This window comes from Corynebacterium sp. J010B-136, from assembly GCF_002967075.1.
Classification (GTDB): domain Bacteria; phylum Actinomycetota; class Actinomycetes; order Mycobacteriales; family Mycobacteriaceae; genus Corynebacterium.
In genome coordinates this window covers 1-26,401 of sequence record NZ_PUGE01000009.1, presented here as the reverse complement: position 1 = coordinate 26,401, position 26,401 = coordinate 1, and the positions used below count along the sequence as shown (strand labels likewise).

General features: G+C 55.1%; 27 protein-coding genes. 17 read left to right on the top strand and 10 right to left on the bottom strand.

Features of this window, described 5'->3' with window-relative positions:
• The first annotated feature begins 8 nt into the window (after positions 1–8).
• Together C5Y44_RS12065 and C5Y44_RS12060 are read left to right on the top strand one after the other, a co-directional pair.
• Positions 9–1,016 carry an FtsX-like permease family protein gene (locus tag C5Y44_RS12065; RefSeq protein ID WP_105325156.1) on the top strand — a complete coding sequence of 336 codons (1,008 nt, stop codon included), beginning with the start codon at positions 9–11 and terminating at the stop codon, positions 1,014–1,016.
• The gene (locus C5Y44_RS12060) at positions 1,009–1,719 is read left to right on the top strand and encodes an ABC transporter ATP-binding protein (RefSeq protein ID WP_105325155.1); all 711 of its coding nucleotides are present in this window, start codon (positions 1,009–1,011) and stop codon (positions 1,717–1,719) included. Before C5Y44_RS12065 ends, C5Y44_RS12060 begins: the two co-directional genes overlap by 8 nt.
• Positions 1,720–1,751: 32 nt before the next feature.
• Here the strand turns inward: C5Y44_RS12060 and C5Y44_RS12055 are convergent, their stop codons facing one another.
• Together C5Y44_RS12055 and C5Y44_RS12050 are read right to left on the bottom strand one after the other, a co-directional pair.
• Positions 1,752–3,275: a bifunctional ADP-dependent NAD(P)H-hydrate dehydratase/NAD(P)H-hydrate epimerase gene (locus tag C5Y44_RS12055; protein ID WP_233189976.1), complete on the bottom strand. Its 1,524-nt coding sequence runs from the start codon at positions 3,273–3,275 to the stop codon at positions 1,752–1,754.
• The gene (locus C5Y44_RS12050) at positions 3,263–4,072 is read right to left on the bottom strand and encodes an Fpg/Nei family DNA glycosylase (RefSeq protein ID WP_105325153.1); all 810 of its coding nucleotides are present in this window, start codon (positions 4,070–4,072) and stop codon (positions 3,263–3,265) included. The genes C5Y44_RS12055 and C5Y44_RS12050 overlap by 13 nt, the downstream gene beginning before the upstream one ends.
• Before the next feature lie 66 nt (positions 4,073–4,138).
• Between C5Y44_RS12050 and C5Y44_RS12045 the strand changes: the two genes are divergently transcribed.
• Entirely contained in the window at positions 4,139–5,635 is a 1,497-nt protein-coding gene (locus tag C5Y44_RS12045) for a DUF1846 domain-containing protein (RefSeq protein ID WP_066841190.1), read from the top strand.
• Between the two features lie 117 nt (positions 5,636–5,752).
• Positions 5,753–6,718 carry a rhodanese-related sulfurtransferase gene (locus C5Y44_RS12040; protein ID WP_105325212.1) on the top strand — a complete coding sequence of 322 codons (966 nt, stop codon included), beginning with the start codon at positions 5,753–5,755 and terminating at the stop codon, positions 6,716–6,718.
• Here the strand turns inward: C5Y44_RS12040 and C5Y44_RS12035 are convergent.
• The 4 genes from C5Y44_RS12035 to C5Y44_RS12020 all read right to left on the bottom strand — a co-directional run bounded on the left by C5Y44_RS12035 (position 6,715) and on the right by C5Y44_RS12020 (position 9,953).
• A complete protein-coding gene (locus C5Y44_RS12035) occupies positions 6,715–7,212 on the bottom strand; it encodes a hypothetical protein (protein ID WP_105325152.1) in 498 nt (165 codons plus the stop codon). The genes C5Y44_RS12040 and C5Y44_RS12035 overlap by 4 nt on opposite strands.
• Before the next feature lie 13 nt (positions 7,213–7,225).
• Complete coding sequence (locus tag C5Y44_RS12030) at positions 7,226–8,170, bottom strand: universal stress protein (protein ID WP_105325151.1); 945 nt, start codon at positions 8,168–8,170, stop codon at positions 7,226–7,228.
• Between the two features lie 59 nt (positions 8,171–8,229).
• Positions 8,230–8,712 carry a MarR family winged helix-turn-helix transcriptional regulator gene (locus tag C5Y44_RS12025; protein ID WP_105325150.1) on the bottom strand — a complete coding sequence of 161 codons (483 nt, stop codon included), beginning with the start codon at positions 8,710–8,712 and terminating at the stop codon, positions 8,230–8,232.
• Positions 8,713–8,861: 149 nt separating this feature from the next.
• Positions 8,862–9,953 carry an inositol-3-phosphate synthase gene (locus tag C5Y44_RS12020; RefSeq protein ID WP_105325149.1) on the bottom strand — a complete coding sequence of 364 codons (1,092 nt, stop codon included), beginning with the start codon at positions 9,951–9,953 and terminating at the stop codon, positions 8,862–8,864.
• Between the two features lie 115 nt (positions 9,954–10,068).
• On the opposite strand from C5Y44_RS12020, the gene C5Y44_RS12015 reads away from it, so the two are divergent.
• From C5Y44_RS12015 to C5Y44_RS13335, 8 genes are all read left to right on the top strand, one after another.
• Positions 10,069–10,464: a DUF5318 family protein gene (locus tag C5Y44_RS12015; RefSeq protein ID WP_199186056.1), complete on the top strand. Its 396-nt coding sequence runs from the start codon at positions 10,069–10,071 to the stop codon at positions 10,462–10,464.
• A gap of 81 nt (positions 10,465–10,545) precedes the next feature.
• Entirely contained in the window at positions 10,546–12,774 is a 2,229-nt protein-coding gene (locus C5Y44_RS12010; RefSeq protein WP_369831095.1) for a transglycosylase domain-containing protein, read from the top strand.
• A 65-nt stretch (positions 12,775–12,839) separates the two neighbouring features.
• Entirely contained in the window at positions 12,840–13,034 is a 195-nt protein-coding gene (locus C5Y44_RS12005; protein ID WP_105325210.1) for a hypothetical protein, read from the top strand.
• Positions 13,035–13,183: 149 nt separating this feature from the next.
• Positions 13,184–13,474 (top strand): 30S ribosomal protein S6, encoded by a 291-nt coding sequence (gene rpsF / locus C5Y44_RS12000; RefSeq protein WP_171974897.1) that lies wholly within the window; start codon positions 13,184–13,186, stop codon positions 13,472–13,474.
• A 53-nt stretch (positions 13,475–13,527) separates the two neighbouring features.
• A complete protein-coding gene (locus tag C5Y44_RS11995) occupies positions 13,528–14,100 on the top strand; it encodes a single-stranded DNA-binding protein (protein WP_105325148.1) in 573 nt (190 codons plus the stop codon).
• Positions 14,101–14,161: 61 nt separating this feature from the next.
• Positions 14,162–14,614: a 50S ribosomal protein L9 gene (gene rplI, locus C5Y44_RS11990; protein WP_066796930.1), complete on the top strand. Its 453-nt coding sequence runs from the start codon at positions 14,162–14,164 to the stop codon at positions 14,612–14,614.
• Positions 14,615–15,071: 457 nt separating this feature from the next.
• Positions 15,072–16,565, top strand: a complete 1,494-nt coding sequence (gene dnaB, locus C5Y44_RS11985) for a replicative DNA helicase (protein ID WP_191373278.1) — start codon at positions 15,072–15,074, stop codon at positions 16,563–16,565.
• Positions 16,566–16,787: 222 nt separating this feature from the next.
• The gene (locus C5Y44_RS13335; protein WP_158255485.1) at positions 16,788–16,931 is read left to right on the top strand and encodes a hypothetical protein; all 144 of its coding nucleotides are present in this window, start codon (positions 16,788–16,790) and stop codon (positions 16,929–16,931) included.
• A 43-nt stretch (positions 16,932–16,974) separates the two neighbouring features.
• Here the strand turns inward: C5Y44_RS13335 and C5Y44_RS11980 are convergent, their stop codons facing one another.
• Genes C5Y44_RS11980 through C5Y44_RS11970 form a run of 3 tightly spaced genes read right to left on the bottom strand, consistent with a single transcriptional unit; the run spans position 16,975 to position 20,807 of the window.
• On the bottom strand, positions 16,975–18,327 hold the full coding sequence (locus C5Y44_RS11980) for an MFS transporter (RefSeq protein WP_105325146.1): 1,353 nt from the start codon (positions 18,325–18,327) through the stop codon (positions 16,975–16,977).
• Between the two features lie 50 nt (positions 18,328–18,377).
• Positions 18,378–20,600: a cation-translocating P-type ATPase gene (locus C5Y44_RS11975; protein ID WP_105325145.1), complete on the bottom strand. Its 2,223-nt coding sequence runs from the start codon at positions 20,598–20,600 to the stop codon at positions 18,378–18,380.
• Between the two features lie 6 nt (positions 20,601–20,606).
• The gene (locus tag C5Y44_RS11970) at positions 20,607–20,807 is read right to left on the bottom strand and encodes a heavy-metal-associated domain-containing protein (protein WP_105325144.1); all 201 of its coding nucleotides are present in this window, start codon (positions 20,805–20,807) and stop codon (positions 20,607–20,609) included.
• 58 nt (positions 20,808–20,865) lie between these two features.
• Between C5Y44_RS11970 and trxA the strand changes: the two genes are divergently transcribed.
• Both trxA and C5Y44_RS11960 read left to right on the top strand, forming a co-directional pair.
• Entirely contained in the window at positions 20,866–21,333 is a 468-nt protein-coding gene (gene trxA / locus C5Y44_RS11965; protein WP_369831094.1) for a thioredoxin, read from the top strand.
• A 112-nt stretch (positions 21,334–21,445) separates the two neighbouring features.
• Entirely contained in the window at positions 21,446–22,369 is a 924-nt protein-coding gene (locus C5Y44_RS11960) for a PspA/IM30 family protein (protein ID WP_105325143.1), read from the top strand.
• 98 nt (positions 22,370–22,467) lie between these two features.
• On the opposite strand, the gene C5Y44_RS11955 is transcribed toward C5Y44_RS11960, so the two are convergent.
• Positions 22,468–23,781, bottom strand: coding sequence for an NYN domain-containing protein (locus C5Y44_RS11955; RefSeq protein ID WP_105325142.1), 1,314 nt, complete (start codon positions 23,779–23,781; stop codon positions 22,468–22,470).
• 272 nt (positions 23,782–24,053) lie between these two features.
• Here C5Y44_RS11955 and C5Y44_RS11950 point away from each other — a divergent pair, with 272 nt between their 5' ends.
• Genes C5Y44_RS11950 through C5Y44_RS11940 form a run of 3 tightly spaced genes read left to right on the top strand, consistent with a single transcriptional unit; the run spans position 24,054 to position 26,295 of the window.
• The gene (locus tag C5Y44_RS11950; RefSeq protein ID WP_105325209.1) at positions 24,054–24,428 is read left to right on the top strand and encodes a GntR family transcriptional regulator; all 375 of its coding nucleotides are present in this window, start codon (positions 24,054–24,056) and stop codon (positions 24,426–24,428) included.
• Positions 24,425–25,273 carry an ATP-binding cassette domain-containing protein gene (locus C5Y44_RS11945; protein WP_199186055.1) on the top strand — a complete coding sequence of 283 codons (849 nt, stop codon included), beginning with the start codon at positions 24,425–24,427 and terminating at the stop codon, positions 25,271–25,273. The genes C5Y44_RS11950 and C5Y44_RS11945 overlap by 4 nt, the downstream gene beginning before the upstream one ends.
• Positions 25,270–26,295, top strand: a complete 1,026-nt coding sequence (locus C5Y44_RS11940) for an ABC transporter permease (RefSeq protein ID WP_105325141.1) — start codon at positions 25,270–25,272, stop codon at positions 26,293–26,295. The genes C5Y44_RS11945 and C5Y44_RS11940 overlap by 4 nt, the downstream gene beginning before the upstream one ends.
• Positions 26,296–26,401: the final 106 nt, after the last annotated feature.

Here is a 26,401-nt window from a genome sequence, read left to right as displayed (position 1 = left end):
TAGAAGTCATGTTCTTAAGTCTTCGAGATATCGCGTACGCCCGCGGCCGGTTCGCGCTAATGACCGGCGTCGTCGGGATGATCACACTCCTACTAGTTATGCTCTCCGGCCTAACCGGCGGGCTGGGGAAGCAAAATACCTCAGCGCTTGAGGCCCTTGACCCAGCCGGCGTGGTCTTTAGCTCGGAGGAGCCTTCCTTTACCGAATCCGCCATTACTACCGATGACATTCGCGCGCATGACAACGCCACCGCACTGGGTGTGGGGCAAACTCGCATGGAAGCCAATGACACCGCCGCAGGCGTGGGCATTTTCGGCCTGGCCGAAGGCAGCGCCATCCCCGGCACGGAGGAAACCATCGGTGAGGGCATTGCCATTGCTGAGACCACCGCCGAGGAACTAGAGCTTGCTTTAGGCGAGGAAGTCACCTTGGCCGGACAATCCCAAGAAATTACTGCGATTGTGCCTGACTGGTACTACTCCCACTCACCTGTAGTGTGGACCAGCCTTTCTAACTGGGCTGATATCACCCACGCGCCGGCCGATGTGCGCGGCACCGTGCTGCTTACCGATGCTGACGACGCGGATGCAGTCTCCCTCAAAGAAGCCTTCGCAGGACTTGCCTCCTACTCCTCGGAGCAAGGCTCCTTGTTGACCATGCAGGGTTTCCTCTACGTCATCTCTGCTCTTGTGACCGTGGCCTTCTTGACCGTGTGGACCATCCAACGCACCCGCGACTTGTCGATTCTGCGCGCATTGGGCGCATCCGGAAACTACTTGCTCAAAGACTCCCTGAGCCAAGCCGCAGTCATTTTGACCATCGGCGCAGGCCTTGGCGGTCTTATCGGCTGGGGACTTGGTGCCCTTGCCTCTGGTGTCCTGCCCTTTGAACTAAGCGCTGCCACTGTGGTTGTTCCCACCGTTGGCATCTGGCTGCTGGGACTACTTGGCGCGCTGCTTGCTACCCGCAAGGTATCTCAAACTGACCCAATGATTGCTCTCGGAGGAAATGCTTAACATGAACAACAACACTCACGCACTCGAAATTTCGCAGGCCACCGTGGTCTACCCCGATGGAGAATCCACCGTCACCGCATTGGACAAGGCTGATTTATCCGCCAAGCCCGGTGAGCTGACCGCCATTATCGGTGAATCCGGCTCCGGTAAATCCACCCTGCTCTCCGTTGCCGCTGGCCTGGTTGTCCCGACCTCTGGCCGCGTAGAAGTCGCCGGCATTGATTTGACCGGCGCGGATGATAAGACCCGTTCCAAGGTGCGCCGTGAGAATATCGGCGTGATTTTCCAGCAAGCTAACCTCTTGGCATCGTTGACGGTGCGCGAACAGCTGCTGATTATGGACCACATCCGCGGGGTGCGCATGCGCCCGCAGCGTGCCGATGAGCTGCTTGAGCAGGTTGGTCTGGCCAACCTGGGTAGTCGCCGCATGGCGCAGCTTTCCGGTGGTCAGCGCCAGCGCGTGAATATCGCGCGCGCTTTGATGGCCGAGCCAGCGCTGTTGCTTGCCGATGAGCCCACCTCCGCCCTGGACTCCTCTTTGTCCCAGGAGATCATGGCGCTGATTGCGAAACTTACCCGTGAGATGAACACGGCCACCGTGATGGTCACCCACGACCGTCGCCTGCTGGACTACGTCGACCAAGCCGTCGAAGTCCGCGACGGGCGCGTTAGCGACGCACGCGTCGCGAACGCAGGGGTGTAGCACTCGTTAGCAACCCACTAGATCCGCAAAGCTTAACGGGTGTTTAACTTGGCGATAGCTCGGCTTAGTGCCGTGGCTATCGCCATTGCTGTCGTTGGCGCATAACCTTCCGGCTGTTTGGCTGACAGCGCTGCAGCATGCGCGTGAATAGCTACCGCCGAAAGCAGGGTTTCCTGCATCGAGTGTTGCATCGAATCTTGGGTGGGGCGATGTACGGAGTGCCAGGCGAGTAAAGCGCCGATAACGCCTGCGAGAACATCGCCAGAACCTGCGGTAGCCGCGAAAGAATTCCCGGTATTGACACTTACCGGCAGCTCATGCGGGGAAGTAATCGTGGTGATACGCCCTTTGAGCAGGATGTGGCAGCCAAGCTCATCACTAAGCTGCTGCTGGCTTTTACCACCTAGACGGGCGAATTCGCCGGCGTGCGGAGTTAAGACGGCCCCGCGCACACGCTCGCGCAGGTGCGGATGCTGGGCAATCAGCGTGATGGCATCAGCATCGATAACCACCGGGAGTTTGGAATCTAGGATTTCTTCGAGCTCAGAAAGCGCAGCATCATCGGTCCCGCGGCCAGGGCCCACCACCCAGGCATCCACGCGCCGGGCTGCGGCGACGTCCTTGACGGGCACCACCTCAGGAAAGTTCGTGATATCGCCGATGGTCAGCACCATCGAAGTAGTGGTATGTAATGCACCTGCGGTACACATGATGCCAGCACCTGGGAATTGCTCACTTCCTGCAGCGATCCCTGTGACACCGTGGGTGTATTTATTATCAAAAATCCCTGGAATAAGCCGCGGAATGGGACCGGTATCAGCCAGGCGAGCAATACCTTCAGGCAGCGGCGATTCCCACAGGTTGCTATCGCAGCTGGGCTCAGCGCTGGTATAACCCACGGGCGCATGCTTTTCGATGACCTCCGCTAGCCCAATATCCGCAATCAACACCTCGCCGCACTCAGGATGCTCAGCATGCACAGTGCGGGCATGTCCAAAGGTAATCGTGGCATCGGCAATCACGCTGCGCTGGGTTCCACAGCCCGTGGGAGCATCGATGCTCAAGATCTTTTGCCCACGCGCCATAAGGGCTATTACTTCCTCGGTGGCTTCACGCGAAGAACCTAAGCCAGCGACCGCGTCAATTACTAGGTCATAAATTCCGTTCGTCGAAGCGTCTTGCGTTGAGGCGTTTTGCGCGGATGCATCTTTATCTGGGACGACCTGTCCGCCAGCTGCAAGGAAAGTAGTGTGTGCTGTTTCGTGCGCGGTGTCAGCCGTTAGAACGGCGTGCACTGTGTGACCCAGGAGAGCTAAATGCGCGCCGGCAAACAGCCCATCGCCACCGTTGCCGCCGGGCCCGGCGACCACAAGGACGCGGGCAGGCTCTGTCAGTCCAGGCGTTGGGAGCAGCGCGGCGGCGACTTCCGCGCAGGCATGAGCGGCTTTCTTCATCAGCGCATCGGGCTCTACTTCGCGTGATAGAAGCTCTGCTTCAGCAGCGCGCGCAGCCTCCAGGCTAAAAACCGGGCTTAAAGCAGGGGCTATCGTTGACACGTCGCGCACCAAAATACCTTTCGACCTTCCATAATGCGTGAGACCACCGGCGTGCCGCAGACATAACACGGCAAGCCCTCGCGTCGGTAGACATAGACTTCACCACCGTGGTCATCCTTGCGGGGATCGCGTCCCATCGCCTCAGGGGTGTGCTCTGGCGCGACCGTATCAATCCGGCCCACGTCCACGCCATCTTGCATCAATGCCACGAGGTCTTGCCAGAGCGCGGAAAACTCGGCATCGGAAAGCTCATTGCCCGGGCGAAACGGCACAATCTGCTGGCGGAATAACACCTCGGTCCGATAAATACTCCCCACCCCGGCAAAGAGTCCCTGGTCTAACAACAAGGACCCAATCGCACGCTTGGAACGCTGCACCTTTGCCTGCAGCGGTGCCGGATCGGTGCCGGCTATCAGCGGATCCCAACCGACCTTCGCAAGCTGTGCTTCATACTCTTCTTCCGTAAACAGCCGGCACCACTGCGGACCTCGTAAATTCGCCGCTTGCTCGCCATTCGAAATGTGCAGCCTAATCTGCCCACGCAGCGTATCCGGGTCTTCAAATAAAAACTGCCCGATAAGCCCTAAGTGGATGTAGACGATGTGGGAGGGCGAGGGGGCATCGAAAAGCAAGAAAAGATGCTTCCCCCATGCCTCAGCGCGCTCCAAGCGGTGCCCATCTAACTGCTCGGCCTCCGCGGCAAAACGGCCCTGAGGTGAGGACACCTGCAAATCCATCCCGCGAAAATCTTGATTAAACGTGTGGGCTAAACGGTGAATTACGTGTCCTTCAGGCATATTGAATAGTTTATAAGTTTTTCCGGTACATTCAGTGATTGAACGCGAACGAGAAAGGCACACTAGATGACGCATGCACAAGGATTCGACCGAGAGAAATACATCTTGTTGCAATCCGAACACATCAACAAAAGGCGTGCAGACATCGGAGGCCGGCTCTACCTAGAAATGGGAGGCAAGCTTTTCGACGACATGCACGCCTCTCGCGTTTTACCAGGCTTCACGCCGGACAATAAAATTGCGATGCTTCAGCGCATTAAAGATGATGTCGAGATTTTGGTGTGCATCAACGCCAAAGATATCGCGCGGCAAAAAGTCCGCGCCGACTTAGGCATCTTGTACGAAGATGATGTGTTGCGCTTGATTGATATCTTCCGCGAGCGCGGATTTTTGGTCGAACACGTTGTGATGACCCAGTTTGAAGAAAGCAATGAGCAGGCAGTCGCAGTAGTTGAGCGCCTGCGCCGATTGGGTCTCAAGGTTGCGAAGCACCGCACGATTGCCGGTTATCCCACCAATACTGATGTCATTGTCTCCGAAGAAGGCTTTGGCAAGAATGAATACGCCGAGGTCACCCGCGACCTCGTGGTGGTCACCGCGCCAGGACCGGGCTCGGGCAAGCTGGCAACGGCACTGTCGCAGGTCTACCACGAGCTGAACTCCGGGAAGACGGCTGGCTACGCGAAGTTTGAAACCTTCCCCGTGTGGAACCTGCCGCTGGAGCACCCAGTGAACCTGGCTTATGAGGCTGCGACCGTGGACTTGAATGACGCCAACGTCATTGACCACTTCCACCTCAAGGCGCATGGTGAATCTGCGGTCAACTACAACCGCGACGTCGAAGCCTTCCCGCTGCTGTCCGCCCTGTTGGAGAAAATGACCGGGCATGTGCCTTATCAGTCTCCGACGGACATGGGCGTCAATATGGTGGGCTTTTGCATCACCGATGATGAAGTCTGCCGCAAAGCCAGTGAGCAGGAAATCATTCGCCGCTATTTCAAGACGCTTGTCGATGAAGCCCGTGCCGGCCTGGATGATGTCTGGTCTTCGCGCGCCGCTGTTGTCATGGCCAAAGCTGGCATTAAAGAAACCGACCGCCGCGTAGTGGCACCCGCACGCATGCGCGCTGAGGAAACCGGCGATGCCGCATCTGCCATTGAGCTTGCCGATGGCACCATCATCCGTGGCCGCACCTCGGAACTTTTGGGCTGTTCCGCAGCGATGCTGCTCAACGCACTCAAGTACTTGGCCGGTATTGACGACGAGACCTTGTTGCTCTCACCAGAGTCCATTGAGCCGATTCAATCTCTCAAGACCAAGCACCTAGGCTCGCTGAACCCGCGACTGCACACCGATGAAGTATTGATTGCGCTGTCTGTGTCTGCAGCGAAAGACGAGAATGCGCGCCGGGCTCTTGATGTCATCAAGCAGCTGCGCGGTTGCGACGTGCACACCACCACGATCCTGGGCTCGGTCGACGAAGGCATCTTCCGTAATCTCGGCGTGTTGGTAACCTCCGACCCAGTCTTCGCGCGCAAGAAGGCCCTGTACCAAAAGCGGTAGATTTTTCCTTTCGGAAAATCTACCGGAAATCTACCGAGAACTCCTATCGGGAGGAAAACCTGAAGCTCAAAGTACCGTAATTCCACAAAGTGGAATTACGGGTTTAGACTAATGCCCGTGAGCATCGGCAAAATTCTTCTCTACTACAGCTTTACCCCTCTCAAAGACCCAGAGGCCATCATGTTGTGGCAACGCGACCTCTGCGAATCCCTGGGTCTGAAAGGGCGTATTTTGATCTCCGAACACGGTATTAACGGCACCGTGGGCGGAGACATGGAAGCGTGCAAAAAATACGTACGCAAAACTCGGGAATACCCAGGCTTTAAGAAGATGGCCTTCAAATGGTCCGATGGCGATGCCGAGGACTTCCCACGCTTGTCGGTCAAAGTCCGTGATGAAATCGTTGCCTTCGGCGCGCCAGGTGAGCTGAAAGTCGACGAAGACGGTGTCATCGGCGGCGGTGTGCACCTCAAGCCAGAAGAGGTCAACGAGCTCGTCGAAAAGCATGGCGATGACGTGGTCTTCTTCGATGGCCGCAACGCGATGGAAGCCGAAATCGGCAAGTTTAAAAATGCCGTGGTGCCCGATGTGAAGACCACGCACGATTTCATTAAAGAACTCGAATCCGGCAAGTATGACTGGATGAAAGACCGCCCGATTGTCTCCTACTGCACCGGCGGTATTCGCTGCGAGATTCTATCCGTGCTGATGAAAAACCGCGGATTCAAAGACGTCTACCAAATCGACGGCGGTATCGTGCGCTACGGCGAAAAGTATGGCAACGAGGGCCTGTGGGAAGGCTCCATGTACGTCTTTGACAAGCGCATGCACCATGAATTCGGCGCTGGCGTCAACGACCCCGGATTCATTCAACTGGGCCACTGCGTGCAGTGCGGTGCCGGTACCAATACCTTCGTCAACTGCGTCAACGAAGACACCTGCCGCCAGCAGGTGCTGCTGTGTGATGACTGCGCTGCGCACACCGCGACGGCCAACTGTGGTCGTGAGGATTGCCAACAAGTAGCAGCGGAGCTTGCCGCAGCGGAGCACACTGCGTCGAGCTCCGCTGCTGAAAAGAACTAGGAGTTCAGCACGTTCGAGAGCTCCAGCAGGGTTTGCAGCAGCCAGAACATGCAGTGTGGAACCATGATCCAAAAGGCGCCCATCCAGGGGCGCCAGCGTAAGTAGCTGCGCAGTTTGCGAACCAGAATAAGCCCGGAGGCTAAAAGCCCAACGATGGGGACGATTGAGGCGCCAATGATCCAGATGACGCGCTGAGTATTGGAACAAAACCACACTGCTTCGCCGGCGGTACACTCTGGGCCGCCCACCAGGCGGAAAATGACCACGAGGCCGAGTGCAATTGCGAAAGACAGCGCGACCGTGATGATGGTAAACCACACGGCTTGACGTGTGGAGGCGCGGTTTAATTCGGCGATTTTCGCCGGGTCTGGCTCATCGGCTAAGTCATCGAGCGAGTGCGGTTCCGGCCGCGGCATATTGGTAAAGTCCGCGTCCGTGGACAGATCATTTTCAGGGTGATCTGGACCTGTGAAATCAAACCGACGAGCGCTCATACATTTAAGCCTACTAGCTTGCTTTCCGCGAAGGCCATACGATGATCGGTACCGAAAGATGCGGCAGCAATTCCGTGGCGCGGGAGCCAATAAATACGCGTTCGATAGCGCCCATTGGGGTAGAGCCCAAACAGATTAAATCGCCCTTCTTCCACTTCAGCGAGTCAACAGCTGCGCGCCATCCCTTTCCAGAACCAATCTCAGTACGGATTTCTAGATCGGGAAATTGCTCGCCGACCTTCTCGCGTGCGATATCGAGGCGTCCCAAAGAATGCTCGCGCCACTGTGAAGTCAGCTCCAAAGCAACGTCCAGGTTGTCATGAATAGGCGCGGCAACTAGCCCATGCGAAGAGAAGACGACGATCCTTAAGGGAACGTTCCATTGGGAGGCGAGCTGGGCGGCATCGAGAAGCGCGGGCAAATCATTGCTGCCTTGTTCCTCAGTCATCGCAAAATTCAAACGCGTGACGCCGTGCTTGGATAGTTTCACCGCGCGCGGGGTAAGGCCTACGGGAATAGGCGAGTAGTGCAAAAGGCTATCGGCGGTCGAACCTGCCACGAAGCGGCCTTTCGCGGCACCTTGATTGGTTCCCAAGAGCACCAGGTCGGCATCGAAGTCTTCGGCTGCCTGGGTTAAAAGCTGCGGTTTGGAAGGACCATCCATGAGCACGGAATAGTCCTTATTCCACTGCTCACGCGCAATCCCTGCTGCCTGCAAAGTATTTTTAACCGCTTGCTTGCAGGCCTTGGCTTCCTGGGCGAACCATTTATGGTACTTTCCGCCCAATTTCTGCATGGAAACCTCATGCCAGGGCTGGACGAAAGCGGAAACTACCCGAACCTCAATTTTTGTGGTGCGAGCAAGCCAAGCGGCATACTCGATCGGTTCAGTGCCGCCGGAAGCCGGCGTCCAAGAAATGAGGATGCGAAAAGCGCGATTATCTGAATTCAGCGGCATAAAGAAACAACGTCAGGTCAAAGGGATGCGTTCTACACCCTCATCTTAGAGATTCGACACTATTTCTGTGAATCCTGGGTAGGGCGATAAATTTCCGCGAGCTGATTAATCAAATCAGAAACCTCACGTGCTGTCTGTAAACCTTCGGCATCTAGCCACCGCAGAATCTCCGCTAAAGCCTCGGCGCGTTCGCTGCTAACGCGCTGAAGTTCGGCTTCGCCCTTCTTCGTCAGCTGCACCATAACGCCGCGGCGGTCTTTTTCATCGCGACTGCGCTCAATAAGATTGCGTTGTTCTAATTGATAAAGCGCATTAGATGCCGTGGGCATGCGGATAAGCTCAGCGGCCGCGACCTGGCTAACGCGCGCTGCGCCGCGAGCTTTGAGCTGGTTCATAATCGAGACCTGTGAAGTCGTAAGCGATCCACCTTCGGTGGTGCGCTGAAAAATCACGACTAATTTATTAAGCGCCGGTTGAATATCCGTTGCGACTTCAAGGGCGTCTTCGAGACTGGACGGGGAGTTTTTATTAGCTTCGGTCATAAAAATATGATACCGCCCACCTTGCTCGATGTGTTGTTAATTGACCAAAACGTTAGGTTTTGGACCCTAAAATATTTCTGTATAAAGCTAAACCACGCTTTCGGGAGCTAACACATGTGAGAGCGTGTCCGAAAGCGTGGTTTTGCAGGCTAGTTTGCGTCGATGATGAAGGCTTCGAGTGCAGCGCGCGCTTCATCGTCAGGCATTTGCTGCGGCGGGGACTTCATCAAATAAGCCGACGCCGGCAGGATAGGTCCGCCGATGCCGCGGTCGAGCGCAATCTTCGCCGCGCGCACCGCGTCGATGATGATGCCGGCGGAGTTTGGGGAATCCCATACTTCGAGCTTGTACTCCAGGTTCAGTGGAACCTCACCGAACGCGGAGCCTTCCAAGCGGACATAGGCCCACTTGCGGTCATCGAGCCACTCGACGTAGTCGGACGGGCCGATGTGCACGTTGCGGTCTTCCTTCTTGCCCGCGAGCGGGGAATCCTTCAAGTTGGAGGTAACAGCCTGAGTCTTGGAAATCTTCTTGGATTCCAAACGGTTGCGGTCCAACATGTTTTTAAAGTCCATGTTGCCGCCGACGTTGAGCTGCATGGTGCGCTCGAGGCGCACGCCGCGGTCTTCAAAGAGCTTGGCCATTACGCGGTGGGTAATCGTCGCGCCGACCTGAGACTTGATGTCATCACCAACAATAGGAACGCCAGCGTCGGTGAATTTTTGTGCCCACTCAGGATCGGAGGCAATAAAGACTGGCAAGGCATTGACGAAAGCGCAGCCGGCATCGATAGCAGCCTGGGCGTAGAACTTATCCGCTTCTTCTGAGCCGACCGGAAGGTAGGACACTACGACCTCTGCGCCGGAATCTTTCAGAGCCTGGACGACATCAACAGGCTCTGCGTCAGATTCTTCAATAGTTTCCAGGTAATGTGTGCCCAAACCATCTAAGGTGACACCGCGCTGTACTTCCACACCCAGGTGTGGCAGCTCAGCAATGGTGATGGTGCAGTTGCGGGATGCGCGGGTGGCATCGGAAAGATCCTGGCCTACCTTGGCTGCATCGACGTCGAAGGCTGCAACGAACTCAATATCGCCAACGTGGTAGTCGCCAAACTGCGCATGCATGAGGCCGGGAATTTTTTCATCGACCGCGGCGTTGCGGTAGTACTCCACGCCTTGGATAAGGGAAGTGGCGCAATTGCCAATGCCAACGATGGCAACCTTTACTTGTGAGGCCATTTTCTAAACGTGCTCCTTGATTATAATTTTTGGTTAAGCCTTGAACTCCCAACCCTAGGGAGGAAGGCCTCTCAAGTGCTACTTCGTGGCGAGGTGGATCGATAAAGTTGATGATATGAAGGCGGAAAAAGTGAGTGGCATAACACCTCAAGTGGCGTATAAGCACAAGGTGTCTCATGAATGGGAACGCGCAGCAACCCTTCGTGAGCTGCGGGCCGGACGGCTCGCACAAGACGATGTCTGCGATGCTGACTTTTTGCTACGCGCGGCAGCCACCCACCACGGTGTTGATTCGAAACGTGCTTGCCCCATTTGCGGCTCTGTACTGCGCAATACGCGCTGGGTCTATGGCGAAGTGTTGGGCCGGCGCGCGGGTAGTGCCCGCAGCGAGAAAGAAATCGCCGAATTTGTTGCAGAAGGCTTAGAATTTACTGTTCATACCGTAGAGGTTTGTCGAAGCTGCCGATGGAACCACCTTTTAACCTCCGAAGTTGCCTTTCGAAAGTGTTAACGTGCATGTATCGCAGTAGTATTAGACCCCAGTGATATACCCGGCGACTATTAAAGCTATATGGAAGTAAGGCGCGTTTAGGTGAGCGATAAGAAGGAAACGACTCCGTCTGCAGGCGGTAGGCGCAGGAAAAGCACCCGCCGTTGGCCGTGGATTGTGCTCATTATTGCCGCAATCTGCATCGTCATTCCCGGCGGAATGTTTGCGTATGCGTATGTGCAGTATGAGGTTCCCGAGCCAGAAGACCTGGCAAATAACCAGATTTCGACGATCTACGCTTCGGATAACAATACGCAGCTCGCGCGGATTGTGCCGCCGGAAGGCAACCGCACCCACGTGAGCTTAGAAGAGATCCCAGATCATGTTGAAAGCGCCGTTTTGGCTGCTGAAGACCGTGACTTCTGGACTAACTCAGGTTTCTCTTTTACCGGCCTGATGCGCGCGGTCGTCGGCAAGGTTACTGGTGATGACTCCGCCGGTGGTGGCTCGACGATTACCCAGCAGTACGTGAAAAACACGCTGGTGGGCAATGAGATCTCCTACGTGCGTAAGGCACGTGAGCTGGTGTATTCCATCAAGATGACCAACCAGTGGTCGAAGGAAGACATCCTCAACGCTTATCTCAACACCGTTTACTTCGGCCGCAACGCTTACGGTCTGCAGGCCGCTTCTTTGGCGTACTTCGACAAAGATGTTGAAGAGCTCACCGTTGAAGAAGGCGCCATGCTCGCCGGCATTATTCAGGCGCCAAGCAACTGGGACCCAGCCGTTAATGCTCAACAGTCTGAGCAGCGCTGGAATTACGTGCTCGATGGCTTGGTAGACATGGATGCTCTGCCAGCCGAAGAACGCGCTGGCATGCAATTCCCGCACACCGTAGAACCATCGGCGGTGTCGGCTTATACTGAAGCCACCGGTGCGAATGGGCACATTAAGAACAAGGTGATTGAGGAACTCGAAGAAGTTGGCATCTCCGAAGATGACGTCAACACTCGCGGTTTGCGTATTACCACCACGATTGACCCGACGGTGCAAAATGCCAGCGTCGATGCAGTAGATGCCAACCTTGCTCCGCTGCAAGAAGATGCGCGTGCGGCAGCGGTGACCATCGATCCATCGACAGGCGCAGTGCGCGGCTACTTTGGTGGTAACGAGGCTGAGGGCTGGGACTACGCCAATGGTCCTACTGAAACCGGTTCGACATTTAAGGTTATGGCCCTTGCGGCAGCGCTGCAGCAGGGAATTCCGCTGAGCCAGAACTACTCTTCGGCGCCTTATGACCTGCACGGGATTACCGTGGGTAATGTTTCAAATAACACCTGTGGCGTGTGCTCTATTGAAGAAGCGCTGATGCACTCCTACAACACTTCCTTTATGCGTCTGCAGGCGGATTTGGAAAACACCACCCAGGACACCGCTGACATGGCTTATGCCTTGGGCGTGGCCAAGTCCTTGCCGGGCATTGAGCGCACCTTGACTGAAAATGGCGAGCAGCCTTATGAAGGCATCGTGCTGGGTCAGTACCGCTCCCGTCCGCTGGATATGGCTGTTGCGATGGCAACTTTGACCAACCGTGGCGTGTGGCACGACCCGTACTTTGTCCAGCGCGTAGAAACCAACTCCGGTGAAGTGCTGTACGAGCACCCCGTGGATGAAGGCGAGCGCCGCGTTTCCCAGCAGGTAGCTGACAACGTTATCCAGGCGATGAAGCCTATTGCGGGATGGTCCAACGGTGCTCTAGCCGGTGGCCGCGAGTCAGCTGCGAAGACCGGTACTCACCAGTTGGGTGATACGGGCCTGAACAAGGACACCTGGATGATTGGTTCGACGCCACAGTTGGCATCGGCTGTCTGGGTGGGTGCTGCGGATAATGCCTCTGCGATTAATAACGCCTGGGGTGGTGTCATGTACGGCGCCGGTGCACCAACGCAGATTTGGAAGCAGATTCTAGACACTTCGCTTGCCGATGCTGAGTGGGAGTCCTTCCCACAAGCCGTGCCCGTAAGTTACGGTTTCAATGAGCTCTCCAACGCCACCGCGTGGGATCCATCGTGGAACTATGACTCCTCCGGTGATGCAGCAACGACTGAAGATTCTGAGACTGACGGTGAAGGCACCGAAGGTGATGAAGACGGCAACGATGAGGCGAACCGCGAAGAAGAGCAGTCGCCGGAGAACACGAGCCCATCCAACGGCGGTGGTGGAGGCGGCGGCGGCGGTGGTGGAGGCGGCGGCGGTAATGAACCGAACTTGCCGCAACCGCCGACAGTCGATGATGTCATTGGTGACTTAGAAGATCTCTTCAACTAAGCACTGGCCAAAGGACCGACTTAAGGATCGTGGGGTTTAGCCGGTGATGGGCCATAATGATAGCCATGAGTGTTGTCACCATCATCGGCATTGTGTCAATTGGCTTGGGCTTTATCTGCGTTCTGAGCGCTTATTACACCTTCCATCGCGGTAAAGACCGCCGGGTTCCGCTGGCGCTGGGAATTGCAGCGCTTGTCCTTTTGACCATCATTCCGGTTACCTGCGCGGTATTTTATGCTGCGACCTCGCACGGCTATTAAATCCACAGAGATTTTGCTGGTGCGGGGGATTTTCGATCCGTGCTGCTTTGCGGTACGCTGTTGAGGTTGCTTGACGCAACGTACCCTCCTGCCATGTCCGCAAAGGTGATGTGGCCGAAACTACTAGACCATAGGAGGTGATGAGGTCCGTGCGTCACTACGAAGTCATGATCATTTTGGATCCGAGCCAAGATGAACGCACTGTAACCCCGTCCCTAGACAAGTTCCTCGAGACCGTTCGCTCTGAAGGCGGCAAGGTTGAGAACGTTGATGTGTGGGGCAAGCGTCGCTTGCTGTACCCAATCAACAAGAAGGAAGAGGGCGTTTACGCTGTTGTAAATCTCGAGTGCGAGTCTGCGACCGTGCTGGAGTTCGACCGTCGCCTGAGCCTGAACGACTCTGTTCTGCGAACCAAGGTTCTGCGCACAGACAGCAAATAACGGATACTGGGGCTTAACTCATTAATCCGATTCTCAAGGAGTAGGCAAATACCATGGCACAGGGCGATACCAATATCACGGTTGTTGGCAACATTGTTGCTGACCCAGAGCTGCGTTTTACCCCGTCGGGTGCACCAGTCGCGAACTTTCGCGTAGCGTCCACCCCGCGTCGCTTCAATTCCCAGACTAATCAATGGGAAGACGGCGAGGCTATGTTTTTGACGTGCAACGTTTGGCGCCAGGCAGCTGAGAATGTCGCAGAATCCCTGACTAAGGGCATGCGCATTGTCGTTACCGGTCGTTTAAAGGCACGGTCTTTCCAAACCCGTGAGGGCGAGAATCGTACCGTCTTTGAAATTGACGTTGATGAGGTCGGGCCATCGCTACGCTATGCCACCGCACAAGTTAACCGTAATCCACGTGAGGGTGGACAAGGCGGCAACTTTGGCGGAAATCAAGGCGGCGGACTACCTGGTGGAAACCAGGGCGGCGGCAACCAAGGTGGCTTTGGTGGAGGATTCGGTGGAAACCAATCTTCCGGTGCGCAGTCACAGCCAGCTAATGACCCTTGGAACTCCGCTCCACCAGCTGGTGGATTCGGCGGAGATGACGAACCCCCGTTCTAAATTTACTGTCAGCGATTAATCAACATTCAACTTAAAAACATATAAGTGAAAGGCAGGGATCATGAAGCTGATCCTCACCGCTGCCGTTGATAACCTCGGCGCTCCAGGCGAAGTTGTTGAGGTTAAGAACGGTTACGGACGTAACTACCTGCTTCCACGCGGTTTGGCAATTGTTGCTACCCGCGGCGCTGAGAAGCAGATTGAAGGCATCAAGCGTGCACAGGAAGCTCGCGCAATCCGCGACTTGGACCATGCACGTGAGGTCCGCACTCAGCTCGAGCAGCTGGAGAAGGTCGTTGTCGAGGTCAAGACCTCCGACAAGGGCAAGCTCTTCGGTTCTGTTACCGCTGATGATATTGTTGCCGCAGTCAAGAAGGCTGGCGGCCCTAACTTGGACAAGCGAATCATCGAATTGCCAAAGGGCCTAGTCAAGAAGACTGGCAACTACCAGGTCGAGGTCAAGCTGCACGCTGACGTTCTCGGCAAGATTAATTTCTCGGTCGTCGCTGCCTAATAATTGGCGCGTTCGACGGTCATAATTTCTAGAAATTTATAGACCCAACGACAACAGCATTTAGCGCGCAGGCCCCGAAGTATCATTCCTATGTGAGGTGGGAATGGCATCGGGGCCTGTGCGCTTTTTATCTGTGGACAACTGTGCACTATTGTGGATAACTGTGGATAACTTCGCAAACCTGTGGATAACTTCAGCTAGATAGGGGCATCGAAAAGCGCTGCTCTTACCTGCTATTTTTGGAGCGGAAACCACCTTTGAGCTGTGCAAATGGGGAATGGTTCAAACTATTCCCCAGGGTTAAAAAGGGAAAACTGTCGCTGACCTGCAAATTGCACAGGCGCCTGTGGATAACTGTGGATAACTATCCCCAAGATGTGTTCAAGTTGTGCCCAAGCGAAGGTTGCGTGGACGTACTAGGCTAGAAGAGGCCTTTAATAATGAAAGGGAAAAGTCGATGACGTCGAGTATGGGAGCAAGTTTCGACGACGATAACTACCTGCCGCCGGAAGAGCCGGCGCCGGAGTCTTTCGATATCCCCGAAGCAAGCTATCCGTCCAATAATTACGGCGGTGGCCGACGCAAATACGGTAAGCGAGATGAGCTCGAAAACCCGCAACGCTACGGGGAGTTCCGTCAACCGCCGTCGGATAAAGATGCCGAACAGGGCGTACTCGGCGCGATGCTGCTGTCGCCCGCGTCAGTCATTGAGGTTATCGATGAAGTCGACCCGGAGGACTTCTACTATCCTGCGCATCAGCTGATCTATGCTGCGATGCTGGACTTGTACTCCGATGGCACCGACATTGACCCAGTGATTGTTGCGAGCCGTCTGGACCGACAGCAAAACCTGGAGCGCATCGGCGGTGCTGTGTACCTGCACACCTTGTTGGCAACAGTGCCTACGGCCGCCAATGCGCGCTATTATGCCGAGATTGTCGCTGAGAAGGCACTGCTGCGCAAGCTTGTCGATGCCGGCACGCGCGTGGTTCAACTCGGCTTTAACGGCGATGAGGACGCGGAAATCGAAACCGTGTTGGACTTGGCGCAACAGGAAATCTTTAAGGTTGCGCAGAAGAAGACTACGGAAGATTACAAGGTCATTGGTGACCTGATCATCCCGACCATCGATGAGCTCACCGCGCTGCAAAATAATGGTGGCCTAGAATCCGGTGTTCCCACCGGTTTCATTGACTTAGATAACCTCACCAACGGTCTGCATGCAGGACAGATGATTATTATCGCGGCGCGTCCTGGTGTTGGTAAGTCGACGTTGGCGCTGGACTTTATGCGCTCGTGTTCGCTGCACCATAATAAGGGCTCGGTGGTCTTTTCTCTGGAAATGAGTGCCTCCGAAATTGTGATGCGTTTGCTGTCTGCAGAATCTGAGGTCAAGCTATCGGATATGCGCTCCGGCAAGGTTTCTGGTGAAGACTGGGAGCGTTTGACCGATACGCTGAATCGGATTCAGGATGCACCGCTCTACATCGATGATTCCCCGAATCTGACCATGATGGAGATTCGCACCAAGGCGCGTCGTCTCAAGCAGCAACAGGGCTTGGATCTGGTCGTGCTCGACTACCTGCAGCTGATGAGTTCGGGTAAGAAGGTTGAATCACGTCAGCAAGAGGTTTCGGAATTTTCCCGTCAACTGAAGCTCTTGGCGAAGGAACTCGAAGTACCGGTTATCGCTATTTCGCAGCTAAACCGTGGCCCCGAGTCGCGTACTGATAAAAAGCCGCAGTTGGCTGACCTTCGTGAGTCGGGCTCGCTGGAGCAGGACGCCGATATGGTTATGCTGCTGTACCGTCCTGACTCCCAAGACCGCGACAATGAGCGTGCCGGAGAGGCCGATATTATTCTGGCCAAGCACCGTGGTGGCCCAATCGATACCGTCCAGGTTGCACACCAGTTGCACTACTCGAAGTTCGTGAATATGGCTCACGGCTAGTCCGCGATGTATTAAATTCATCACAGCCTGTTGGCCTAAAAGTCGGAGAGGCTGTGGCCCCACCGGTGCTCGAATGTATTTATACTGGTTAAGACGTTATTTACTGGTATTATGAGGCTTTCCTATCTAAGTATGACCATAGATAGGAAAGCCTTTCCATCGATGAAATCCCTGCTCACAGGTGGCAATGTTAGTGCTACCGACGAATTGTGAGGAGGAAAGATGAGTATTTCGGTATCCCGCACCACCACTGCGACCGTGTTGTCGAATGTTCCCCGCGATATCCGCGAGATTGAACGCCAGGCACCTCGTCCTTCGGGCTTTGCGGCATTTCTAGCCCGCGTCTTTGGTGCTAAGCATAATTAAAAGTATTCGCACGCTAAATGACAGCGTGTGTGGGCCTTCGCTGTTAACTCGCGAGGGCCTTTCCTTTGTTTTCCGGCAGGGTAAAGGCAGCGATGGCTGCGATTGCAAAGGCGCTGGCGAAGAGAACGAAGAGCCAGGGCTGTCCGGCAGCAGCGAGAATCGGCGGCACGATCAGTGGGGAGATGATCGAGGCGATGCGGCCAAAGCCAGCAGCAGCGCCGGTGCCGCGGCCGCGAATGTGGGTGGGGTAGAGCTCAGGGCCAATCGCATAGAGCGCGCCCCAGGCGCCGAGGTTGAAGAAGGACAGGAAGCAGCCGGCGATGATGATGCTGACCTCGGAGTCTGCGAGGCCAAAGGCGCCGGCGGAGACTGCGGAGCCGACTAAGAATACGGCAAGTGTTACTCGACGCCCCCAGACTTCAATGAGCCAGGCGGCAGCGGCGTAGCCCGGCAGCTGCGCGAGCGTAATGATGAGGGTAAAGCTAAACGAGCGCACCAGCGTAAATCCATCGGCGACCAACAGCGAAGGAATCCAGATGAATGCGCCGTAGTAGGACAAGTTGATGCAAAACCAAATAATCCACAAAGCAGCGGTGCGTGCGCGCAGCCGCGATGACCAGATAGAAGATTCCGTGGAGGAATCTTCTGGTGATTGTTCGGAGATTGCCTCAATAGCAGCCTGATCATTCAGGGGCTTGCCCTCGGCTAAAGCGGCGTTTTCGAAAGAAGTGACAATTTCTTCAGCCTCTTGATGGCGATTCTTCGCCTCAAGGTAGCGGACGGACTCGGGCAGGGCTAAGCGGACATAGAGTGCATAGGCTGCTGGAACCATGCCGATAGCTAATGCCCAGCGCCAGCCGGAGTCAGAGGCGCCGACGACGAAGGTGCCAATGACAGCGGCTGCGATCCAGCCGGCGGCCCAAAAGGCCTCAAGTAAAACCACCATGCGCCCGCGGATACGGCGAGGCGCAAACTCAGAGATAAGGGTTGAGGCAACAGGGAGCTCGGCGCCTAAGCCCAGCCCGACGATAAAACGCAGAGCAATGAGCACAGCAAGCCCGGTTGCCAGCGCTGAGGCGCCGGTAGCGAGCCCGTAAACCAATAAGGTAAGGGCGAAGACATGCCTGCGGCCGAATTTATCAGCCAGTAATCCGCCCAAGCTGGCGCCGAGCGCCATTCCGACAAAACCGGCGGTGGCAATCCAGGAGGTCTGGGTTGATTCTAAGTTCCAATGCACCGCTAGCGCGGCCATGATGAAAGAGATAAGTCCAACGTCCATGGCGTCGAGCGCCCAGCCGACGCCGGAACCTACCAAGAGCTTTTTGTGCTTGGAGGTTACCGGCAGCCGGTCAAGGCGCTCGTTTTTGCTTAAAGGTGAAGCAGTAGTTTGAGTCATGGGCGCTGATAGTAAACAACGCGGTAGGTTTCTGCCTAATGGGCTAAAACCTATTGGGTGTGGAAGGACCGCAAGCGTAGGGAGTTGCCAACCACGAACACGGAGCTAAAAGCCATGGCCAGACCTGCAAAGAGCGGGTTTAGGAAACCAGCAGCAGCGACTGGAATCAAGAGCACGTTGTAGGCGAAGGCCCAGAATAAATTACCTTTAATCGTGCTAAACGTCTTACGCGAAAGCAGGATTGCTGCTGCGGCTGAGCGCAGATCAGAGTTCATCAAGGTGATGTCTGAGGCTTCGATAGCAACGTCGGTGCCCGCGCCCATCGCCAAGCCAAGATCGGCTTGGGCTAAGGCGGCAGCGTCGTTGACACCGTCGCCCACCATCGCCACGGTCAGACCAGCATCTTGCAGTTGGCGTACTTTCGCGACCTTTTCTTCAGGCATCACGCCGGCAAAGACGTGAGTCTTATCAATTCCGACTTCCCGTGCAACCGCATGCGCCGCACCGGCATTGTCGCCGGTGAGCAGATACGGGGTTAAGCCTAAGTCCTTGAGCTGAGCAATGGCAGCAGCGGAGGTGTCCTTGATGGTATCGCGCACGGCAATAATTCCGGCCAGATTGCTATCGATGCGCACCACAATCGCCGTGGCGCCGGATTCCTCGGCGGCTGTGAAGGCATCGGCAAGCTCGCCAAGCTCGTCTTGGCTTGCGCGGCCGATGGATACCAGTGCGCCTTCTACAGTGCCGGATACTCCGATCCCAGCCTCCGATTGAAAATCAGAAACGGGCAAGATGTCATCGGCATGCTTGACGATGGCCTGTGCAATCGGGTGTTCAGATCCAGATTCCACTGCCGCGGCGTAGTTGATGAGCTTGTGTGAATCCACGCCAGGAGCAGGGATAACGTCGCTTACGCTCATCGCCCCGGTAGTAACCGTGCCGGTTTTGTCTAAGACGATGGTGTCGACTTTCTTAGTGGACTCGAGAATCTCTGGACCTTTAATAAGCAGGCCCAGCTGCGCGCCACGGCCGGTACCGACCAAAATCGCAGTCGGGGTAGCAAGACCCATCGCGCACGGGCACGCGATGATCAAGACCGATACTGCGGCGACAAAGGCTGGGGCAACGCCTTGTGCCAGCAGTAGGTGCGCAATGAGCGCAACGACAGCGATGATTACTACCGCAGGGACAAAGACCTGCGCGATGCGGTCAACGAGGCGCTGCACCGGTGCCTTGGAAGACTGGGCTTCGGTGACCAGCTTGGCCATCTGTGACAAGGTGGTGTCTTCACCCACGCGAGTAGCGCGAACAATGAGCTTTCCGGAGGTATTGATAGATGCGCCAGTAACGCGTGAGCCTTCCTGGACTTCCACTGGGACCGATTCACCAGTCAGCATGGACTCATCAACAGCTGAAAAGCCTTCGATTACTTCGCCGTCCGTGGCAATCTTTTCGCCTGGACGCACGACGAAGAGATCCCCAATGGCAAGGTCAGTGATGGGAATGCGGGTCTCTTTGCCATTGATAAGCAAGGATGCGTCTTTCGCACCCATATTCAACAGCGTGCGCAGCGCTTCTGAGGACTGCCCCTTCGCTTTGACCTCAAAATAGCGACCCAGTAGTAAGAATGTGATGACCATGCCCACGGACTCGAGATAGATATGGTCCATCTGCGCATTATTGGAGATAAGCTCCATGTGCATGCGCATATCGGGCATGCCGGCGTGGCCGAAAACCATGACATACAGCGACCAGAAGTACGCCGCTGAGGTGCCCATCGTAATCAGCGTGTCCATGGTAAATGAGCCGTGCTTAATATTTGTCCACGTCGCCTTGTGGAACGGGGCACCGCCATTGATGAAGACGATGGTGGCCAAAATGGCACTGAGCCATTGCCAGTAATCAAATTGCAGTGCCGGGATCATCGACACCAGCATGATGGGAAGGGACAAGGCGCCAGACATAATCGTCAAGCGCTTGAGATGGCTTGCTTCTTCCTCGCGGGCGATGTCAGCTGGGGAGGCGTCGACAAGTGTCTCCGCCTCGTCTTGTGCGGTAGGACTGGCGTCGTAGGCATCGTATCCGGCGTCCTGAATGACCTTGATGAGGTCCTGCGGCGCAGTCAAGCTGGGATCGTAGCTAACCGATGCAGACTCGGTGGCATAGTTAACGGTCGCCTTGACGCCCTCGACTTTATTGAGCTTGCGCTCCACGCGCGACGAACACGAGGTGCACGTCATGCCGGTGACGCCGAGATCGATGTGAGTGGTCATGGCGGATTAAACCACCTTGTAGCCTGCCTCCGCGACGGCGGCGGAGACCTGCTCATCTGTAAATCCTGCGCCTTCAACGGCAACCTGGCCGGTCTTGTGATCGGCGTTGACCGCGGTAACACCTGCGATTTCGCCGATTTCTTCCTGTACGGACATTTCGCAGTGGCCGCAGGTCATGCCTTCGACGGTGTAATGGGTAGTTGCCATGATGGATGCTCCTTAAAGGTGGATGAATGTGCTCTAACAATCTTCATGATATACCCCCTTGGGGTATCTGACAAGGGCGTGCTGCGGGAATAGTTTGTCTTTCGGTACCGTTGAACACCAACAGAGCGGAAAATCCGAAACTTATTTAAGGAGAACAATGGCAACCGTAGAAGTAACCAAGGAAAATTTCGAAGAAACCACCATCGGTGAGGGCATTACGATTGTTGACGCATGGGCTGAATGGTGCGGACCATGCAAGCGCTTTGCTCCAGTCTTTGACAAGGCTTCTGAAGAGCATGAAGACATCACTTTTGCCAAGCTTGATACCGAAAATAACCAGGAACTAGCCGGTGCGCTGCAGATTCAGGCAATTCCTACCTTGATGGTCTTCCGCGATGGCATCCAGGTCTTTAACCAGGCTGGTGCTTTGCCACCTGCTGCTTTTGAGGATCTGATCAAGCAGGTTCGCGATTTGGATATGGATGCTGTTCGTGAACAGGTTGAGCAGCAGAAGAATCAGGGCTAATTCCAGCAAGTAATTGCCCCTTTTACTCGACGCTTTCTTGTGAGTGACGCTACACTCGCTAGAAAGCGTCTTTTTAATTGATTGAGAACATTTACAAGGAGTGAGGCGGGCGATGGCTAACCCATTTTCTAAGGGCTGGAAGCACTTGATGGCATCTTTCGATCAGAAAATTGACGAAAATGCTGATCCTAAGGTCCAGATTAAGCAGGCTGTGGAAGGCGCAAAGAAGCGCCACCAGGAAATTACCGAGTCAGCTTCGGAGATTATCGGCAATCAGCGGCAGCTGGAGCTGCGGTTAAACCGTTTGCTGAAATCCCAGGATGATTTGCAAACGCAGACCCGTCGCGCTCTAGAGCTAGCAGACAAGGCGCAATCTGACGGAGATTCAGCTACCGCGCAGGAGTACAACAACGCCGCCGAGGTTGTTGCGGCACAGCTGGTTGCTACAGATCAGGAAATCGAACAGGTCAAAGCCCAGCATGAATCTGCAACGCAAGCTGCGAAGCAGGCGCAGGAACAGCAAAAGCAGTCCGAGGCGCGCCTGCGTGAGCAGCTCGCGCAGGTAGACCAGCTGATTGCGCAGGCGGACCAGGCCACCATGCAGGAGATGAATGCAGAGGCGCTCAGCTCCATGGATGATCTCACCCCTGATGGTTCGACTCCAACCTTGGACTCGGTGCGCGCAAAGATTGAAAAGCGCTACTCGAATGCACTTGGTGCCCAAGAGCTGTACCAAGCATCGGGCGGCAGCCGCATCCAAGAAGCCCTCGAGTCGACCGAAGATATGCGCGCAAAATCGCGTCTTGATGAAATCCGTGCCTCGATGGCAGGCGATAAGCAGCTTACCGCTGGCGATAAGTCTTCGGCTGAACAAAAAGACGCTAATGCTGAAGTAAACGCGGACGTTGAGGCTGAAGCGGTAGATCCAGAAGTAGCCGGCGATGCCGCAGCGAAGACGGCGTCCGACGATGTCCATGATGCCGAAATTGAACAGGTCTTAGAAGAAGCCAAAAAGGCTGTCGACGACAAAAAGTAGAGAGCATAAATAGCTTTCTACCGGCAAAAAGAAAGCAGCGAGGCCCCAAGTAAATGGTGGCCTCGCTGCTTTTATTTATGCCCAGTGATTTTTTGTAGCTACTGGGATTTATGGCGAGTGATATTGATTAAAACCCCGCGAATGCCGGAGTGGAATCCGTCGCGAAGATTCACGCGCTGCGCTTCACTCAGGGTGTATTCGTGGAGGGTTTCGCACGCGAACTGCAGCAAAGGGCGATCGATTTCTGGCGGAAGTCCACCGCCGGACAGGATATGAGCCTGGTCGCGTTGGTCAGCCGATGCAGCATTTTCAAACCACCAGCTCGCATATTGTTGGCCGACATCGAAAGGTGTTTGGAAACCAGAGGACGTCCAGACTTCTTCTGGCAGCGGAACATAACGTGAACGCAGCTTCCGTCGCGGCGCCATCATCGATGGCTTTGGAATTCCAGAAGGCTTTGGCGCTTCAGCGGCGTCCTTTGCATCCTCTGAATCCTGTTCGTCCTGCACATTGTCGGCAACCTCGGTTGATTCACCAGCTTCCGGTAGCTTCGGAGCTTCCGTGGCTTCTACAGCATCTGGTTCGGAAGGGGTTTCTGAAACCTGTGGGTCCGGATTCGGGGTGGAAGTAGGCACCGCGGCAGGCGTTGGGCTGGGCTTTGGTCCAGGGGTGGGAGTCGGTGCTGGAGTAGGAGTCGAGGTGGGTTCGGTGCTTTCCTCGGCTGGCTCCTCTGTTTTGATTAGCGGTGTGGAGGAGAAAGCGGCCTCGACCTCGGAAGGCTCGCCGCACTCATCGCGCGCAGGTAGTTCGTCTGCAGAAGAGGATTCGTCGTCTGTGGACTCTGGAACCACTGGTGAAATCGGACCTTCTAAAACCTGGATTTCCATACAGTCCTGGAAATCCTCGCGTGGATCCAAAATGGTAGTGGTGTCACAGGCGTGGCGCAGTGCCGAAGACATGGAATCCCAGCCGAATCCATAAAGGTGCACGCGCATGCCATTATTGGCTGCTTCGTTCACGCCGGGAATCATGTCCGCGTCACCGGAGACCAAGACAAAGTCGGTGAAGTGCTGATTCATGGCGGTGACCACCATGTCAGCAACGAGGCGAGTATCTACGGCTTTTTGTGTACGTCGCTCGCCCCATTCAATGAGCTGACCAGTGCGAAGTTGCACACCATCACAGGTGCGCAAGGCACGTTGGTAGCGGTGCGGACCAGTATCCGGAATACCGTCATACCAATTTTGACGGTGGACGGGATGGCCGATCTGGTTTTCGATCATAGACCGTAAAGTGGCTACGACCTCGGGTAAGTCAATTTCTAACTGGGCACGTGCACCGATTTCCCATGAGTTATAAAAGCTGGCCAATAAATAAGAGGTGTCAACAAAGACAACTGTGCGTTCAAGCATGGCTCCTAAATTCCGTTCATTTGATTCTAATTTTATTTGTATTCCTCTAGTTTGCCTCATCTGTCACACTACGTCGATATCCTTGCGCGAATCTGCTGGTAATTTCCATTTGTCCTGAGAAAGTATGCTGTTTGGCCCGTGAATTTATGTCGAAAGATAGGCAAAGCCTTGCGGATTAGCAGCGTTGGTTATACGGTTGGTTACATGAGTAACGAACCAACTTGGTTGGGGAGCTCAGTTCAACTTCTACGACAGGTGCAATGACTATGGCGATGGATAACTCAACGCAGCCGCTATTTAGGCAGATTGCTTCTTTGGTGGAGGACTCCATTGTGGACGGCGTCCTGGCGGAGGGGGCGCGAGCGCCCTCGACTAATGAGCTCGCTGATTTCCACTCGATCAATCCAGCTACTGCACGCAAAGGCTTAAATCTCTTGGTTGATGTTGGGGTGCTGGATAAACGCCGCGGTATTGGCATGTTCGTGTCTGAGGGTGCCATTGAGGTTATCCGTCAGCGCCGCCGCAGTGAGTTCGCGGCAGACTACGTCGCCCCGCTTATCGATGAAGCGGTGCGGCTGAATTACTCCCGCGCAGCATTGCTGGACTTGATCGAAAGAGTTGCTGAAAGCCGAGGGCTATACCAATGACCGACACTTCCACCGGGTTAGGACAAACCATGAATGCAATCGTGACTTCGAAAAGCTATGCGCTGGACCAGGGGCTTACCCATGGGGTGGTTGGCCCCAATGGCATTGGCAAGACCACGTTGTTGCGCAAAATAGCGGGGCAGCAACCATCGAAAGACCTACAAGTTTTTGGGCAGAAACCTTTTGATAACCGTGCGGTTATGGATCGCACCATCTTGATGGGGATTGATAATCCCCTCGTTGACGGCTGGAACATTGCCAAGCTCATGCGCCTGGGCAAAGCCCGGTGGGCAACCTGGAATGCAGAGCGTGCCGAGGAGCTCCAGGACCGTTTCGAATTGCCATCCAAGAATTACTCGGCATTGTCACGGGGTCAAAAGTCTGCGATGGGCATCATCATGGCAGTAGCTTCAGGTTGTGAGCTCATGCTTCTCGATGAACCCTATCTCGGTCTCGATGTTGAAAAACGCCAGGTGTTTTACGATGTGCTGCGCGAAGAGCATGGCCGGACCATTGTTATCTCGACCCACCACCTCAATGAACTCTCTGGGCATCTGGATACGGTGCTCATGGTCAACGGTATGAAGCACGGCGCGGTGGAAGAGCTTATCGACGGCATCTTGGAGCTAACCGGCCGCTCAGAAAACGTTGACCGTCTGCTCAACCGACTGCAGGTAAAACCGCTCTCCCGTGAATCAACTGCCCTAGGAGAGCGCGTGATTGTTGATGCCATTTCCCTTGGACCGGACCACGTCTTTGACGCGGCAGGTGATGTCGATGTCCGCGTCCGGGAAGTAAACCTAGAAAGAGCAGTCCTCGCTCTAGGTGAGGAGGGACTTGCATGAACGCGCGCTTAATGTGGGAACTGGTGGACAAGCCGAAATGGGCATTTCGGCTGGTTATGTTCGTATTTCTAACCTTGGGGATTAGTACGGGTACGCGCATGCAGTACCTCTACCTAGTTGTCATGGGCCTTATTGCGTTAATGGGACCTGCAGGAGATGCTTTCTGGATACTGGGATTAAGTCGACGCGATTACAACTTTCAACGCCGGATAGAAGTTGGGGTTTCGGTAACGATATTTGTCGTTGTCATCCTGCTGATTACCCAGATGCCATCTTTTCTCATTGCTGGGTATTTGGCCATTGCTGCAGTTGTCTTGTTTTGGGATTTGGCCATCCCACAAACAGATAAGTCGAGGAAGAAAGAGTTTCTCTCTCAATCTAGTGGCCGAACTAATGAGGGCCGCTTCCCTCCGACAATTGAAGGCCAGCTGATTGACCGGCCACAGGTTAAAGGTTGGATACTCATCGTGTGCTTAACCGTAGTCACCAGCCTTATTTACTGGGGCATAACAGTGATCTGGGGTGGTGAGTGGTCGCAGACTATCTCAATCCTGGCGATTATTTGGACAGCTATGTTCTTCGTGGTCTACCAAGACACTTTGTCGAGCTCCCTACGTGAATACGTGACTTTCGGTGGAACTAGGACGTTCTGGGCTAAGCGCACCATGCTCATTAATGCGGTTGTGCCCGGTCTGCTTATTGCTGCTGGTGCTGTCGTGCCGCGATGGCATTTGATTAGCGCACTCGGCGCTATCTATCTCTTGCTTATCCTCATGGTCATTGCCCTAGGTCTAACTGCACGAACAAGCTGGCCCGTAACCGCACCTGTCCTCATAGGGGCAATAGCACTCGAGGTGTACATAGTCATCGGTATAAACCACGAGAGCTATATCCTGCCGACCATCGCGGCGGTCGCAGGGTATGTAGTTGGTGGACTCCTGCTTCCATCTATGGCTAGAAGAACCGATATCTACTCCGGAGGCCTGGCTCGATGGCTCGGAATGGCATCAACGACAAGCTAAGCATCAAAGCGATGTTTATAGATCAATCGTTTATGTGTGTTTACCTGGGGATTTGTGTTGGTTCGTGTGGGTGTGTAACTTTATGTGAGTCAGCGAGACCGACAAC

What these genes read in the sequence shown, in the direction of transcription:
- C5Y44_RS12065 (WP_105325156.1), top strand. Translation starts at nt 9, where the DNA reads ATGTTCTTAAGTCTTCGAGATATCGCGTACGCCCGCGGCCGGTTCGCG.
- C5Y44_RS12060 (WP_105325155.1), top strand. Translation starts at nt 1,009, where the DNA reads ATGCTTAACATGAACAACAACACTCACGCACTCGAAATTTCGCAGGCC.
- C5Y44_RS12050 (WP_105325153.1), bottom strand. Translation starts at nt 4,072, where the DNA reads ATGCCTGAAGGACACGTAATTCACCGTTTAGCCCACACGTTTAATCAA.
- C5Y44_RS12045 (WP_066841190.1), top strand. Translation starts at nt 4,139, where the DNA reads ATGACGCATGCACAAGGATTCGACCGAGAGAAATACATCTTGTTGCAA.
- C5Y44_RS12035 (WP_105325152.1), bottom strand. Translation starts at nt 7,212, where the DNA reads ATGAGCGCTCGTCGGTTTGATTTCACAGGTCCAGATCACCCTGAAAAT.
- C5Y44_RS12030 (WP_105325151.1), bottom strand. Translation starts at nt 8,170, where the DNA reads ATGCCGCTGAATTCAGATAATCGCGCTTTTCGCATCCTCATTTCTTGG.
- C5Y44_RS12025 (WP_105325150.1), bottom strand. Translation starts at nt 8,712, where the DNA reads ATGACCGAAGCTAATAAAAACTCCCCGTCCAGTCTCGAAGACGCCCTT.
- C5Y44_RS12020 (WP_105325149.1), bottom strand. Translation starts at nt 9,953, where the DNA reads ATGGCCTCACAAGTAAAGGTTGCCATCGTTGGCATTGGCAATTGCGCC.
- C5Y44_RS12015 (WP_199186056.1), top strand. Translation starts at nt 10,069, where the DNA reads ATGAAGGCGGAAAAAGTGAGTGGCATAACACCTCAAGTGGCGTATAAG.
- C5Y44_RS12005 (WP_105325210.1), top strand. Translation starts at nt 12,840, where the DNA reads ATGAGTGTTGTCACCATCATCGGCATTGTGTCAATTGGCTTGGGCTTT.
- C5Y44_RS11995 (WP_105325148.1), top strand. Translation starts at nt 13,528, where the DNA reads ATGGCACAGGGCGATACCAATATCACGGTTGTTGGCAACATTGTTGCT.
- rplI (WP_066796930.1), top strand. Translation starts at nt 14,162, where the DNA reads ATGAAGCTGATCCTCACCGCTGCCGTTGATAACCTCGGCGCTCCAGGC.
- dnaB (WP_191373278.1), top strand. Translation starts at nt 15,072, where the DNA reads ATGACGTCGAGTATGGGAGCAAGTTTCGACGACGATAACTACCTGCCG.
- C5Y44_RS13335 (WP_158255485.1), top strand. Translation starts at nt 16,788, where the DNA reads ATGAGTATTTCGGTATCCCGCACCACCACTGCGACCGTGTTGTCGAAT.
- C5Y44_RS11980 (WP_105325146.1), bottom strand. Translation starts at nt 18,327, where the DNA reads ATGACTCAAACTACTGCTTCACCTTTAAGCAAAAACGAGCGCCTTGAC.
- C5Y44_RS11975 (WP_105325145.1), bottom strand. Translation starts at nt 20,600, where the DNA reads ATGACCACTCACATCGATCTCGGCGTCACCGGCATGACGTGCACCTCG.
- C5Y44_RS11970 (WP_105325144.1), bottom strand. Translation starts at nt 20,807, where the DNA reads ATGGCAACTACCCATTACACCGTCGAAGGCATGACCTGCGGCCACTGC.
- C5Y44_RS11960 (WP_105325143.1), top strand. Translation starts at nt 21,446, where the DNA reads ATGGCTAACCCATTTTCTAAGGGCTGGAAGCACTTGATGGCATCTTTC.
- C5Y44_RS11955 (WP_105325142.1), bottom strand. Translation starts at nt 23,781, where the DNA reads ATGCTTGAACGCACAGTTGTCTTTGTTGACACCTCTTATTTATTGGCC.
- C5Y44_RS11950 (WP_105325209.1), top strand. Translation starts at nt 24,054, where the DNA reads ATGGATAACTCAACGCAGCCGCTATTTAGGCAGATTGCTTCTTTGGTG.
- C5Y44_RS11945 (WP_199186055.1), top strand. Translation starts at nt 24,425, where the DNA reads ATGACCGACACTTCCACCGGGTTAGGACAAACCATGAATGCAATCGTG.
- C5Y44_RS11940 (WP_105325141.1), top strand. Translation starts at nt 25,270, where the DNA reads ATGAACGCGCGCTTAATGTGGGAACTGGTGGACAAGCCGAAATGGGCA.